At 71.9% G+C, this 13,718-nt stretch carries 14 protein-coding genes; 5 read left to right on the plus strand and 9 right to left on the minus strand.

The window, feature by feature from the left end; all coding sequences use genetic code 11:
• Window positions 1-10: 10 nt before the first annotated feature.
• A complete protein-coding gene (locus tag DEJ06_RS01240; RefSeq protein WP_071405106.1) occupies window positions 11-1,681 on the minus strand; it encodes a sodium:solute symporter family protein in 1,671 nt (556 codons plus the stop codon).
• Between the two features lie 142 nt (window positions 1,682-1,823).
• Here DEJ06_RS01240 and aroQ point away from each other — a divergent pair, with 142 nt between their 5' ends.
• Window positions 1,824-2,267 (plus strand): type II 3-dehydroquinate dehydratase, encoded by a 444-nt coding sequence (gene aroQ, locus DEJ06_RS01245; protein ID WP_027466301.1) that lies wholly within the window; start codon window positions 1,824-1,826, stop codon window positions 2,265-2,267.
• 258 nt (window positions 2,268-2,525) lie between these two features.
• Here aroQ and DEJ06_RS01250 read toward each other — a convergent pair whose 3' ends face one another.
• Window positions 2,526-3,122 (minus strand): NAD(P)H-dependent oxidoreductase, encoded by a 597-nt coding sequence (locus DEJ06_RS01250; protein ID WP_027466300.1) that lies wholly within the window; start codon window positions 3,120-3,122, stop codon window positions 2,526-2,528.
• Between the two features lie 88 nt (window positions 3,123-3,210).
• On the opposite strand from DEJ06_RS01250, the gene DEJ06_RS01255 reads away from it, so the two are divergent.
• Window positions 3,211-3,678, plus strand: a complete 468-nt coding sequence (locus DEJ06_RS01255) for an MSMEG_6728 family protein (protein ID WP_111038138.1) — start codon at window positions 3,211-3,213, stop codon at window positions 3,676-3,678.
• 22 nt (window positions 3,679-3,700) lie between these two features.
• Here the strand turns inward: DEJ06_RS01255 and DEJ06_RS01260 are convergent, their stop codons facing one another.
• From DEJ06_RS01260 to DEJ06_RS01290, 7 genes are all read right to left on the minus strand, one after another.
• Window positions 3,701-3,991: a hypothetical protein gene (locus DEJ06_RS01260; RefSeq protein WP_110863438.1), complete on the minus strand. Its 291-nt coding sequence runs from the start codon at window positions 3,989-3,991 to the stop codon at window positions 3,701-3,703.
• Between the two features lie 218 nt (window positions 3,992-4,209).
• Complete coding sequence (locus tag DEJ06_RS01265; protein WP_111233264.1) at window positions 4,210-4,476, minus strand: hypothetical protein; 267 nt, start codon at window positions 4,474-4,476, stop codon at window positions 4,210-4,212.
• Between the two features lie 79 nt (window positions 4,477-4,555).
• Complete coding sequence (locus tag DEJ06_RS01270; RefSeq protein ID WP_111038139.1) at window positions 4,556-5,695, minus strand: cysteine desulfurase family protein; 1,140 nt, start codon at window positions 5,693-5,695, stop codon at window positions 4,556-4,558.
• 2 nt (window positions 5,696-5,697) lie between these two features.
• Window positions 5,698-6,582, minus strand: coding sequence for a carboxylating nicotinate-nucleotide diphosphorylase (gene nadC, locus DEJ06_RS01275; protein ID WP_111038140.1), 885 nt, complete (start codon window positions 6,580-6,582; stop codon window positions 5,698-5,700).
• Complete coding sequence (gene nadB / locus DEJ06_RS01280; RefSeq protein ID WP_111038141.1) at window positions 6,579-8,252, minus strand: L-aspartate oxidase; 1,674 nt, start codon at window positions 8,250-8,252, stop codon at window positions 6,579-6,581. The genes nadC and nadB overlap by 4 nt, the downstream gene beginning before the upstream one ends.
• Before the next feature lie 32 nt (window positions 8,253-8,284).
• Window positions 8,285-9,556: a quinolinate synthase NadA gene (gene nadA / locus DEJ06_RS01285; RefSeq protein WP_111038142.1), complete on the minus strand. Its 1,272-nt coding sequence runs from the start codon at window positions 9,554-9,556 to the stop codon at window positions 8,285-8,287.
• Window positions 9,557-9,564: 8 nt separating this feature from the next.
• Window positions 9,565-10,272: an NUDIX domain-containing protein gene (locus DEJ06_RS01290; RefSeq protein WP_035808830.1), complete on the minus strand. Its 708-nt coding sequence runs from the start codon at window positions 10,270-10,272 to the stop codon at window positions 9,565-9,567.
• A 144-nt stretch (window positions 10,273-10,416) separates the two neighbouring features.
• Between DEJ06_RS01290 and DEJ06_RS01295 the strand changes: the two genes are divergently transcribed.
• The 3 genes from DEJ06_RS01295 to DEJ06_RS01305 all read left to right on the plus strand — a co-directional run bounded on the left by DEJ06_RS01295 (window position 10,417) and on the right by DEJ06_RS01305 (window position 13,703).
• Complete coding sequence (locus tag DEJ06_RS01295) at window positions 10,417-10,698, plus strand: acylphosphatase (RefSeq protein ID WP_071247546.1); 282 nt, start codon at window positions 10,417-10,419, stop codon at window positions 10,696-10,698.
• A gap of 167 nt (window positions 10,699-10,865) precedes the next feature.
• On the plus strand, window positions 10,866-12,347 hold the full coding sequence (locus tag DEJ06_RS01300; RefSeq protein ID WP_111038143.1) for an MDR family MFS transporter: 1,482 nt from the start codon (window positions 10,866-10,868) through the stop codon (window positions 12,345-12,347).
• A 108-nt stretch (window positions 12,348-12,455) separates the two neighbouring features.
• On the plus strand, window positions 12,456-13,703 hold the full coding sequence (locus tag DEJ06_RS01305; RefSeq protein WP_111038144.1) for a D-arabinono-1,4-lactone oxidase: 1,248 nt from the start codon (window positions 12,456-12,458) through the stop codon (window positions 13,701-13,703).
• Window positions 13,704-13,718 lie beyond the last annotated feature (15 nt).

The following is a 13,718-nucleotide window of genomic DNA, read 5'->3' on the forward strand; positions in this document are numbered from 1 at the left end:
CCTTCGCGGATCAGAGGAACGGGAGGTACAGGACGACGCACAGGACGAGCGCGACGGTGCCGAGCAGTGCGGGCGAGCGGTACCAGGCGGTGTCCGTCGCGACCGAGTCGCCGTGCAGGTCGATCTTGCCCACGCCGTAGACGAGTCCACCGAGCTCCTTCTCGTCCTTCGGCTTGGTGAGCATCGAGACGACGAAGCCGACGACCAGCACGGTGACGAACGAGATGATCGCGCCGTACAGGGTCTCCGCGGTCGCGGTGGCGAACAGGTCCGGGTTCACCAGGTAGGCGATCCAGGTGATCGTCGGGGTCACGATGCCGAGGACGTAGCCCCAGAGCGCACCCTGCGTCGTCATGCGCTTCCACAGCAGGCCGAGGATGAACACGGCGAACAGCGGTGCGTTGAAGAACGAGAACAGCGTCTGCATGTACGTCATGATGTTCGACGCCTGGGCCGCGATGAACGCGGTCGCGATGCCGACCACGACGCCGACGACGGTGACCCAGCGGCCGGTCTTCAGGTAGTGCAGGTCGGGCATGTTCGGGCGGATGTAGCGCTGCCAGATGTCGTAGGTGAAGACGGTGTTGAACGACGAGACGTTCGCCGCCATGCCGGCCATGAAGGACGCCAGCAGACCGGTCACCGCGATGCCGAGCACACCGGTCGGCAGGTACATCTGGATGAGCTTCGGGATCGCGTCGTTGTAGGTCAGCGTGCCGTCGGCGAACTGGTTGCCCACGACGGCCGCGGCGATGAGGCCCGGGATCACGACGATGGCCGGGATGAAGAGCTTCGGGATCGCGGCGATGAGCGGGGTGCGGCGGGCCGCGGACATGTTCTTCGCCGAGAACGCACGCTGCACCTCGGTGAAGTTCGTGGTCCAGTAGCCGAAGCCGAGCACGAAGCCCAGGCCGAGCACGATGGCGAGCCAGTTGGCGCCGATCGGGTTGGTGACGTCACCGAAGCCGGTGCCGGCCCAGGCCTGCAGGTGCTGCACGCCCTGGGTCTCGGTGATGGCCTTCGACAGGCCGTCCCAGCCGCCGACGCGGTGCAGACCGACGATCGTCAGCGGGATGAGCCCGGCGATGATCACGAAGAACTGCATGACCTCGTTGTAGATCGCGCTCGAGAGCCCGCCGAGGGTGATGTAGACGAGCACGAAGCCGGCGGAGACGATGATCGCCAGCCACTCCGGCCAGCCGAGCATGGCCTCGATGACGATGGCCATCGCGTACAGGTTGATGCCCGCGATGAGCACGTTCGACACCGCGAACGCGATCGCGTTCACCAGGTGCGGCGCCTTGCCGAAGCGGCGCAGCATGAACTCCGGCACGGAGCGGACCTTCGAGCCGTAGTAAAACGGCATCATCACGAGGCCGAGGAACACCATCGCGGGCACGGCGCCGACGAGGTAGTAGTGCAGGGTGGCCATGCCGATCTGGGCACCGTTGGCCGCCATGCCGAGGATCTCGGTGGCGCCGAGGTTCGCGGACACGAACGCCAGGCCCGTGATCCACGCCGGCATCGAGCGGCCGGACAGGAAGAAGTCCATGCTCGTCCGGACCTGCTTGCGGGCGGTGAACCCGATCCCGATGACGACCGCGAAGTACACGATGATCATCAGGTAGTCGACCCAGCCCAAGTCGAGCCGGATCCCTTCGTTCGCTGCAGCGAGAACCATTCACATCTCCACGTCAGTGTGTTGCAGTCGACAACTCTGCCGACCCGGACGGAGACGTTACACCGATTTGTGACCGTTCACATAGCCAGCACATGCATCGTCCGAGCCGCGCACCGCTCCCCCGGTTCGCTACGCTCGGCCCATGACCGACGCGTCGCGCATCCTCGTCCTCAACGGCCCGAACCTCGACATCCTCGGGCGCCGCGACCCGGAGCAGTACGGCACCGTGACGCTCGCCGAGATCGAGGCGATCGTGCACACCGAGGCGGCCGTGCACGGGCTCGAGGCCGACTTCCGCCAGACGAACCGCGAGGGCGAGCTGGTCGAGTGGCTGCACGAGGCCCTCGACGACTTCGCCGCGGTCGTCATCAACCCCGCCGCCTACGCGCACACCTCGGTCGCGCTGCACGACGCGGTGGAGGCTCTGTGGGTCCCCGTCGTCGAGGTGCACCTGTCGAACACGTGGAAGCGCGAGCCGTTCCGCCACGTCGACCACGTCGCCACCGCCGCGACGGCGGTCATCGCCGGCGCGGGCGCCGACGGCTACCGCCTGGCGGTCGCACACGTCGCGTCCCTGCTCGGCTGAGCCAACGACGGACTGGGCCCACGCCGCCGGTACCGGGCGGACGCGCCAGCGGCCGACCGGCCGTGCCGGTGGGGAGAGGCCCGTGGCGGGCGTCGCCACGGGCCTCCCGTCCGCCTGCTGGTCACGCTGGGTCGCGCCCGTTCCTTCCCATGGCACGCGCGATGCCTGGTGGTTCCGGGCATACCTGGTGAGAACTTTCGACCAGGGACGCCCGGAACCACCAGGGACGCCCGGAAGAGCCGGGCGCGCGCACGAGGATCAGAACTCGGCGGGGCGCCGCACGTCGGTCAGGCCGGCGGTGGCGAAGCCGCCGCGGATGAGCGGCACGGCCCGGCGCACGGCCTGGTCGATGCGGAGCTCGAGGTCGACGCTCGCGATGTCGTAGCCACCCTCGCGCTTGGTGAAGTCGCGCTCGTTGCCGAACACCCCGAGCGGCAGGGTCGTGGACTGGAAGAACCCGAACAGCGGGCGCATCTGGTGCTCGACGAGCAGGGCGTGCCGGTCGCTGCCACCGGTGGCGGTCAGGAGCACCGGGGTGTCGACGAGGTCGTACTGGCCGACCCAGTCGAAGAACAGCTTGAAGGCACCGGAGTAGGCCGCCCGGAAGGCCGGGCTGCCGACGACGAGCACGTCCGCGGCCTCCACCGTCTCGAGTGCCCGGCGGGTGCGGTCGGACATCGTCTCGCGACCCGAGGCCGCTCCGAGGTCGGCCAGCAGCGGGCCGATCTCGATCGTCTCGGTCCGGGCACCGTCGATCTCCTCGGCCAACCGGGCCACCGTCGCCGCGACCAGGGTCGAGGTCCGCGAGGGGTCCGATGGGCTGCCACTGACGCCGACGACCAGTTCTCCGCTCATGCGGTCGATGCTCACACGCTGCCGGGGCGGGCGGCACGTTCGTGACGACATGTGTCGGGTGCCAGTCGGTCGGGGTAGCGTCCGCGCCATGCAGACCTTCCTGCCGTTCGCCGACTTCCGGGCATCCGCCGAGGTCCTCGACGACCGGCGGCTCGGCAAGCAGCGGGTCGAGACCCTGCAGGTGATGCGCGCACTGACACTCCCCGACTACGGCTGGCAGCACCACCCGGTGACGGCGATGTGGCGCGGCTACCGTCCGGCGCTGATGGCGTACCAGGAGGCAACGTGCCGCGTCTGGGCCGAGCGCGGGTACGCCGACACGTGTCTCGAGAAGACCCTGCTCGACCTGGGCCGTGTGCCGGAGGACCTGGCGGCGTACGAGCGCGGCGACGTGCCGGTCCCGCCGTGGAACGACGACGAGGCCCTGCACGTCTCGCACCGCTCGAAGCTCGTGCAGAAGGCGCCGGAGCACTACCGGGAGCTGTTCCCGGAAGTGCCGGACGACCTGGACTACGTCTGGCCGGGGACCCCCGAACCGGCGACGCACACCGCCTGACCGTCAGGCGACCGCCCGGCGGTCAGGCGACGGGGATCCAGCGACCGCCCTCGCGCCGGGTGACGACGTCGGAGCGGATCTCGACCACGTCCCGCAGCCCGTCGACTGCGGCGTCGCGGACGGCCGCGGCGGCACGGTCGTCCTCGGCCTCGAAGCGCACGACGGCACAGGGGACACCACGGAGCAGCCGGACGTCCTCGGCCTCGACCACGGCGTGTTCGCGCACGAGGGCGGCCGCGGCGGGCAGGACGGCGTCCGGGGCGGTGCCGGGTGCGAGGGCACCGATCGCCAGGGTCGCGCGGTACGAGGGCATGCGACGACGCTACCGGGGAACCGGATCCCGCCGTGGGCTGCAGGGGAACCGACGCCGCTCAGGGGTGCGGACGTCGACCCACGGCGGGATCGCGGTGTACGGCGGGACACGACGACAGGGGGAACGTCGCGCCCCGCGCCGGACGTCGATCAGGGGGTCGACATCCGGTCTGGGTCCACCGCGCGGCTCGGTTCAGGGGAACCGCACGGTGGTGGACCTCAAGGGTGTTCGGTGTCCTCTCGGTACCGGTCCGTCTCGGTCGGTGCGGGCATCGACCGGTGGGCGGCGGCTGGCCGGACCATCGGGAGCAGGGCACTCCCGGCGGTCGCGAGCGCTCCGACCACGGCGATGATCCCGAGCGGGGCCGTGCCGAGGTCGTGCTGCGCTGCCAGGGCGAGCGCGACGAGGGTGGCCGGCGCCGGCAGGAGCTGCACCGCTCGGAAGCGGTCGTCCCGTCGTGTCCGGGTCATCATCGCGTTTGCCATGACGACACTCTGACGCAGATCGGTTGTCCGCAGAAGGGGGGACACGTACCCAGAGATGGAGTAGAACGTCTAGTACACCTCAGCCGAGGGCACGGACGGTTGCCACAGCCTCGGCCACGGCCCCGACGACGACCGGGACGTCATCGGCCGTCAGGACCGCGTTGAACGTCAGGCGGAGCGCGGTGCGCGCCACGTCCTCGGGGATCCCGAGCGCCGTGAGCACGTGGGAGGCCTCGGTGCTGCCCGCGGCACAGGCACTGCCCGACGACGACACCACGTCGCGCTGCTCGAGCTCGAGCAGGACGGTCTCGCCGTTGACGCCCGGGAAGCAGAACGACGCGTGCCCGGGCAGCCGGTGCTCCCGCGACCCGGTGACGAACGCGCCGGGGACCGCGGCGAGCACGCCGTCGAGCACCGCGTCGCGCACGGTGGTCGCGGTGCCCTCCCCCGACCGCACCGTCTCCGCCGCCAGCCCGAGGGCGGTCGCCACCGCCACGGCACCGGCCACGTCCTCGGTACCGGACCGCCGCCCCCGTTCCTGTCCCCCGCCGTGCAGCAGCGGCTCGAGCGGGACGCCGGCGCGCACGGCGAGCACGCCGGTGCCCTTCGGGGCACCGAGCTTGTGCCCGGACAACGACAGCGCGTCGACGCCCAGCACCCCGAGACCGATCGGCAGCCAGGGCGCGGACTGCACGGCGTCGGTGTGGAACCGCGCCCCGACCTCGTGCGCCACCGCCGCGAGCGCGGGGACGTCCTGCACGGTGCCGATCTCGTTGTCGGCGTGCGCGATCGAGACGAGCGTGGTGTCCGGGCGGAGTGCCGCGCGCAGCACCGCCGGGTCGACGCGGCCGTCCGGGCCGACGGGCAGCACGGTGACGTCGAAGTCGTGGAAGCGGGCGAGGTACGCGCAGCTCTCCAGCACCGCCTCGTGCTCGATGGCGCTCGTGACGACGTGCCGACCGCGGGGCGCGGCGAGGGCGATCCCCTTGATCGCGGTGTTCGCCCCCTCAGTGCCGCCGGTGGTGAAGACGACCTCGGCGGGCCGGCACCCGAGCACCCCGGCGACGGCGGCCCGTGCGGCGGTGAGTCCCCGCGCGGCCTCGTCCCCGACCCCGTGCGTCGACGAGGGGTTGCCGAACACCCCCGTCAGGTACGGCCACATCGCCTCGAGCACCTCGCGGCGGACCGGGGTGGTGGCGGCGCGGTCCAGGTAGAACACGCTCAGTCCCGCACCGGCACCGCGACGTCGATGTCGAGCCCGAGGTCGAGCGCCCGCGCCGAATGGGTCAGCGCCCCGACCGAGATGACGTCGACGCCGGTGGCCGCGATCGCCGCGACGGTGTCGAGCGACACGCCTCCCGAGGCCTCGACGAGCGCGCGTCCGGCGACGATGCCGACCCCGGTCACGAGTTCGTCCGGGGTGAAGTTGTCGAGCATGATCGTGTCGACCCCCGCCGCGACGACGGGTTCGATCTGGTCGATCCGGTCCACCTCGACCTCCACGTGCACGGTGTGCCCGAGCCGCTGGCGGGCCTGGGCGATCGCGTCGCCGATGCCGATCCCGCCGGCCAGGAGCACCGCCAGGTGGTTGTCCTTGGCGAGCACGGCGTCGGAGAGCGAGGTGCGGTGGTTGTGTCCGCCGCCGCACCGGACGGCGTACCGCTCGAGTGCTCGGAGGCCGGGCGTCGTCTTCCGGGTGTCGACGATCCGCGCCGAGGTGCCCGCGGCGGCAGCGACGTGCGCCGCGGTGGTCGTCGCGATGCCCGACATCCGCTGCACCAGGTTGAGGGCGACCCGCTCGGCCCGCAGCACGGCACGTGCCGACCCGGTCACGGTCGCGAGGACGTCGCCCGCGACGAAGCGCGTGCCGTCGGCGACGTGCACGACGGCGTGGATCGCCGGGTCGACGGCGTGCATCACGGCGACGAACACCGCCCCGCCGCTCAGCACGCCGGGCTCGCGCGCGCCGAGGGTCGCGGTCGCGGTCGCCTCGGCGGGGATCAGGGTCTCGCTGGTGACGTCGCCCCAGGGTGCGTCCTCCTCGAGCGCGGTCTCGATCACGCGACGGAGCGCGTGCGGCGGGATGGTGCCGGGGTCGGTGGTCATGCGGGTACCTCCTGCGGGACGGCTGCGGAGCCGTCCGTGCGTTCATCCGTGTGCTCGTCGGGGTGTGCGTCGGTGTGGTCGGCGACCCAGGCGTACGAGGCCGGGGCGGTGGGGTCGGTGCCGGGGTGGTCGGTGCGGGCGTGCGCCCCGCGGGACTCGGTGCGGGCCTCGGCGGCGAGCGCGACGAGTCGCGCCAGGTCGAGCAGCGCACGGTCCTCGTGCTCGCGCACGCCGCCGGTCGGCGCGGTCGGCGCGGTCAGCGCGTCGAGGTCGCGGCGCGCGCTGGCCAGCCCGACGGCGTCCCGGAGCAGCCCGACGCGGTCCGTCATGACGGACTGGACCGCCTGCCGGACCGCACCCAGGTCGTCGAGGTGGGTCGCGCCTCCAGGCAGGGTCGGACGGGAGGAACGGATCGCGTCAGCCGCTCGGGGCACGCTGGTGACGTGGAGACCCGCGTCCCCGCGCAGGCGGAGCAGGCCGGGTCGCGGTGCGGCGACCGCGTCCGCTGCGCGGACCGCGAAGACGAGTCCCTCGAGCAGCGAGTTCGAGGCGAGCCGGTTGGCGCCGTGGACCCCTGTGCAGGCGGCTTCACCGACGGCGAGGAGTCCGGGCAGGCTGGTGCGGCCCTCGGCGTCGGTGGCGATGCCGCCCATCGAGTAGTGCGCGGCCGGTGCGACCGGGACGCCCTCGCGGGTCCAGTCGAACCCGGCGGCGCGGGTGGCCCGGGTGAGTCCGGGGAACCGCGTGACCAGGAACCCGGCGTCGAGGCCGGTGGCGTCGAGGAACACGGGTGCGCCGCCCTGGTCGCGCACCGCGGCGGCGATCCCCCGCGCGACGACGTCACGCGGGGCGAGCTCGGCGTCCGGGTGCACGTCGGTCATGAAGCGGTGCCCGGCGGCGTCACGGAGGACGGCGCCCTCACCGCGGACGGCTTCGGACACCAGTCCGCCACCGGGGACGGCCAGCCGTGTCGGGTGGAACTGGACGAACTCCAGGTCGGCGAGGACGGCACCGGCACGCCAGGCGGCGGCGACCCCGTCACCGGTCGCGACCAGCGGGTTCGTCGTCTCGCGGTACAGGTGTCCGGCTCCCCCGGACGCGATGACGACGGCGTCGGCGTCGAGCCGGCGGGGTTCCCCGAGGAGGTCGAGGACGTCGACGCCGACGACCACGCCGCCGCGGACGACCAGGTCGGTCAGGCTCGTGCGCTCGAGGATCGTGACGTGCCGTCGGTGCAGTGCCGCGATGAGGGTGCGTTCGATGGCGGCTCCGGTCGCGTCACCGTCGGCGTGCACGACGCGCCACCGGCCGTGCGCAGCTTCTCGCCCGCGGGCGAGGTCGTCGCCGTACCGGTCGAGGGTCGCCGGGTCCGACGACCGGTCGAAGGGCACCCCGAGGGCGAGCAGGTCGCGGACGCGGGCCGGCCCGTCGGTGCACAGGACCTCGACGGCCCGGGCGTCGGCGCTGCCCGCCGCGGCGACGTGGGTGTCGGCCTGGTGCAGCGCCGCGGAGTCGTCGGCACCGAGCGCCACCGCGATGCCGCCCTGGGCGTACGCGGTGGCGCTGTCGGCGAGCGCCCCCTTCGTCACCAGGGTGACGTCGTGCAGGGCACTGGCGCGGATCGCTGCGGTCAGGCCGGCGATGCCGGAGCCGACGATGACGACGTGCACGGTGGTCTCCCTCGTTCGGTCGGGTCCGCGTCTCAGCCGCGCGGCTTGGCGGCGAGCATGCGCTCGAGCGCGACCTTGGCGTCGGCCTGCACGTCGGCAGGGACGACGATCTCGTTGAGGACCTCGCCGCGGACGAGTGCCTCGAGCACCCAGGCGAGGTAGCCCGGGTGGATCCGGTACATCGTCGAGCAGGGGCAGACGACCGGGTCGAGGCAGAAGATCGTGTGCTGCGGGTACTCGGCGGCGAGCCGGTTCACCATGTTGATCTCGGTGCCGATCGCGAACGTCGTCGGCTCGGTGGCCGCGGCGACGGTCTTCCGGATCAGGTCGGTGCTGCCGGCGTGGTCGGCGGCGTCGACGACGGCCATCGGGCACTCCGGGTGCACGATGACCTGCACGCCCGGGTGCTCGCGGCGGGCCTGGTCGATCTGCTCGACGGTGAAGCGGCGGTGCACCGAGCAGAAGCCGTGCCAGAGGATGACCTTCGCCGCTTCGAGGTCGCTCGTCTCGTTGCCGCCGAGGGGCTTCCGGGGGTTCCACATCGGCATCAGGCCGGTGCTGATGCCCATCGCCTTCGCGGTGTTGCGGCCGAGGTGCTGGTCGGGGAAGAACAGGGCGCGCTGCCCACGCTCGAAGGCCCACTCGAGCACGGTCGCGGCGTTCGACGAGGTGCACACGATGCCGCCGTTGCGACCGCAGAAGGCCTTGAGGTCGGCGGCGGAGTTCATGTAGGTGACCGGGATCACGGGGACGCGGCCGTCGGCGTCGGGCTCGGTGCCGTACACCGCGGTCAGCTCCGCCCACGCGGCCTCGACGCTGTCGATGTCGGCCATGTCGGCCATCGAGCAGCCGGCGGCCAGGTTCGGCAGGATCACGCGCTGGTCGTCGCGCGCCAGGATGTCGGCGGTCTCGGCCATGAAGTGCACGCCGCAGAACACGATCGCCTCGGCGTCGGGCTTCGTCAGGGCGGCGTTCGCGAGCTGGAACGAGTCGCCGAGGAAGTCCGCGTGCCGGACGACCTCGTCGCGCTGGTAGAAGTGCCCGAGGACGACGACCCGGTCGCCGAGGGTGGCCTTCGCCCGCTCGATGCGCTCGTGGAGCTCGTCGGTCGGGGCCGTCTTGTACTCGTCGGGCAGGACACCCTGGCGCGGGGCACTCGTCGGGATGACGTCGGACATCGACGACCCCGGGCCGTACCCGGGGCGGGAGTCGAAGTCCCACGTCGGCATCGCGAGGTCGGGCGTGCAGGTGCTGCCGCCGGCCTTGCCGTTGGAGATGAGTTCGATCGTCGTGGCGATGGACACGGGGCTTCCTATCGGTTCCGCTGCTGGTGCTGATCGGCCCCGGTCTGCAGCGGGCCGTTGTCCGCGTAGGCCAGGTCGGGGTTCGAGCGGTACAGCCGGGCCGGACGGTGCCGACCCCCGCTCGTGGTCTCGTCGGTCGGCAGGACCGCGTCGGTCTTCTCGACCTGCCGACGGAAGTTCGCGGGGTCGAGTGCACGGCCGAGCACCGCCTCGTACACGCCGCGGAGTTCGGCGAGGGTGAAGCGGTCACCGAGGAACGCCTGCGCGATCCGCGAGTAGGACATCTTGTTGCGCAGCCGCCACAGGGCGTACTCGACGATGCGGTCGTGGTCGAAGGCGAGCGGCGGGTGCTCGTCGGCCAGGAACCACCGGACGTTCCAGTCGTCGGGCACGACGTTCGCCTCGTCCGGGTGCACGAGTGCCCAGTAGACGATCGACACCACGCGGCTCGGGGAGCGTCCGACGTCACCGAACGCGTAGAGCTGCTCGAGGTACCGCGGCTGGACGTTCGTCGTCTCACGCAGTCGGGCGGCCGCGGAGTCCTCGAGGCCCTCGTCGTCGCCGACCCAGCCGCCGGGGAGCGCCCAGGAACCCTCGAACGGTTCGGCGACGCGTCGGACGAGCGGCATCCACAGCGCCGGGGCCCCGGTGTCGGGGTGCGGGCGCAGTGCGACGATCACGGTGGAGACCGCGACGCGGATGCCTGCTTCGTCCATGGTGGAGATAGTGTCAATCTGACTCGAAGTGTTCGGGTTGTGATGACACTATCACTGCCGACGCGGTGCGCTCGTCACGAGCCGGAAACAGATCGTCACGGGGCCGAAAACTCCCGAGGGGCCGTCGCGGTTAGCGTGGAGGACATGACGACGGTGACGAGGGTGCATGCCGTGGTGTCGGGGACGGTCCAGGGGGTCGGCTTCCGGTACTGGACCGCTCGGAAGGCGGACGGGCTCGACCTCGTCGGCTACGCGAGGAACCTCTGGGACGGCACGGTGGAGGTCGAGGCCGAGGGACCCTCGGTCGCCGTGGACTCGTTGGTCGAGTGCCTGCGCACCGGTCCGCCGTCGGCCACGGTGACCGACGTCAGCCTGCGGTCGGTCGTGCCGCACGGCGACGCCGACGGGTTCGCGATCCTGCACTGAGTGGACGTGCGTGGGAGCTGCGCCGACGACCGGCGTGCTCGGCACCGATCGTTCACCTGCGGATGTCGGAGCGAAGCGGAATAATCGCATCCACTCAGGGAGTTGGCCTGTCTGCGCGTCCTGCGCCACACCCGTTCCACCCGTCGTGACCCACCAGGAGCACCCGCATGACCCAGGCCGTCGATTCCGCCCCCCGCACGGGAAGCGTCTCGCAGCCGTCCGCTGCCGAGACCCGACTCGTGATCGGGCTGCTGCTCGTCTCCGCGTTCGTCGTCATCCTCAACGAGACCATCATGGGCGTGGCCCTGCCCCGGCTCATGGACGACCTGGACATCAGCGCCGCGACCGGCCAGTGGCTGACCACCGGCTTCCTGCTCACCATGGCGGTCGTCATCCCGATCACCGGGTTCCTGCTGCAGCGCTTCAACACCCGACCGGTGTTCGTCTGGGCGATGGGCCTGTTCTCGGTCGGCACGCTGATCGCCCTGCTCGCGCCGGGCTTCACCGTCCTGCTCGTCGGCCGCATCGTGCAGGCCAGCGGCACCGCGATCATGATGCCGCTGCTCATGACGACGGTCCTGACCCTGGTCGACCCCGCGCACCGTGGCCGCATCATGGGCAACATCTCGATCGTCATCTCGGTCGCTCCGGCCATCGGCCCGACGATCTCCGGCCTGATCCTCAACGCGTTCTCGTGGCGCTGGCTGTTCGGCTTCGTGCTGCCCATCGCGATCGCGGCGCTCATCCTCGGCATGGTCAAGGTGCAGAACGTCTCGACGCCGCGCAAGGCACCGATCGACGTCGTCTCGGTCATCCTCTCCGCCTTCGCGTTCGGCGGCATCGTCTACGGCCTGTCCAGCATCGGTGAAGCCGGCACGACCGGTCCGCTCGTCCCGGTGACCGCCCTGGTCGTCGGTGCCGTGGCCCTGGCGGTGTTCATCGTCCGGCAGACGCGCCTGCAGCACACCGACAGCGCCCTGCTCGACCTGCGCACCTTCCGCACCCGTGGCTTCACGGTGCCGATCGTCGCGATGGGCCTGAGCTTCATGGCGATGTTCGGCACGCTCATCCTGCTGCCGATCTACCTGGAGCGCGTGCTCGGCCTCGAGGTCCTGCAGGTCGGCCTGCTGCTGCTCCCCGGTGGCTTGCTGATGGGCCTGCTCTCCCCCATCGTCGGTCGCATCTACGACCGCCGTGGCCCGCGCGTGCTGCTCATCCCCGGATCGATCATCGTCAGCGCCGTGCTCTGGGCGCTCTCCACCGTGGGCGTCGACACCAGCGTGTGGTTCGTCCTCGGTGCGCACGTGGTGCTGAGCATCGGCCTGGCCCTGACCTTCACGCCGCTGTTCACCGCGGCGCTCGGCGGGTTGCCCCCGAAGCTGTACTCGCACGGCAGCGCGGTGCTCGGCACGGCGCAGCAGCTCGCCGGTGCGGCGGGCACGGCCCTGTTCGTCACGCTGCTGACGATCGGTGCGGCCACCGCCGTCGAGGGCTCCGGTGCTCGTGGGGTCCAGGTGGCCACCGCGTCGGGCGTCGGCACCGCCTTCATGGTCGGCGCGATCATCTCGCTGTTCGGCATCCTGGCGTCGGTGTTCGTCCGCCGGCCCGAGGTGCCCGAGGGCGCGCCGACGCCCCCGCCGGTGCACTGACCGACGAGCCTCGCGCACCGACCGACGAGCCGGGCCGGACGCCGAACCCGTGACGGGACCGGCGCCCGGCCCGCGCCCGTCTCCGGACCGCGTGGCAGGGTGGGCGCCATGCGGTCGACGACGAGCGAGCTCAACTGGTCCGGCACGGTCACGTACACGGCCGAACGGGTCGTCCGCCCGTCGTCGATCGACGAGGCCGCCCAGATCGTGGCCGATGCCGATCGGGTGCACGGCCTCGGCACCCGGCACTCGTTCAACGACGTCGCCGACACCGCAGGCACCCTGCTCGACCTGACCGGGATCCCCACCGACCTGGTCGTCGACGCCGAGCGCCGCACCGTCACGCTCGGGGCCGGCACCCGGTACGGCGACGTCGCGGCCGACATCGACCGCGCCGGGTTCGCCCTGCACAACACGGGGTCCCTGCCGCACATCTCGGCCGGGGGTGCGGTCGCGACGGGCACCCACGGTTCCGGCACGGCACTGGGCTCGCTCGCCACCGCGGTGCGCGCGTTCGAGGTGCTCGGTCCGGACGGCTCCGCCCGGACGATCGACCGGACGGACCCCGCGTTCGACGGTGCCGTGCTGCACCTCGGACTGCTCGGCATCGTGACCCGGGTGACCCTCGACGTCGAACCGTCCTACCGGATGCGTCAGGACGTCTACGGCGCGATCCCCTGGGACACCTTCACGGCGAACGTCGCTGCCGTGCACGCCGCCGCGTACTCGGTGTGCGCCTACACCGTGTTCGCCGATGCGATCACCGAGGTCCTGGTGAAGTCGCGCGTCCCCGAGGGCGCCGAGGACGTGCCGGTCCCGGAGCCCCTGGCCGGCGCACGGCGCCTGCCCGGCACCCCCGGCGACGACCACCGGACCGCGCGCGACGGCTCGGTCGGCCCGTGGTGGGACCGCCTGCCGCACTTCCCGATCGGGTCCGTCCCGAGCCACGGGTCCGAGGTGCAGAGCGAGCACTTCGTCCCGCTCCGGCACGCGGCGGCCGCCCTCGACGCGCTCCGCGGGCTCGCCGACCGGATCCAGCCGCACCTGCACGTCTGCGAACTCCGGACGATGGCCGCGGACGACCTCTGGCTCAGCCCGACCCAGGGCGAGGACGTCCTCTGCATCGCGTTCACCTGGAAGAAGCACCCGACCGAGGTCGCCACGCTCCTGCCCGACCTGGAGTCCCGGCTCGCGGCCTTCGACGGCCGACCGCACTGGGGCAAGATGAGCTCGCTCGACCACGCGGCGATCGCCGGGCTGTACCCGCGGCTGGCGGACTTCCGCGACCTCGTCGCCCGGGCCGACCCGGAGCGGACGTTCGCATCCGCGTTCGGCGAGCGGGTGCTCGGGACCTGAACCGGGCCTCCAGGC

Source organism: Curtobacterium sp. MCLR17_051, from assembly GCF_003234395.1.
Classification (GTDB): Bacteria; Actinomycetota; Actinomycetes; order Actinomycetales; family Microbacteriaceae; genus Curtobacterium; species Curtobacterium flaccumfaciens.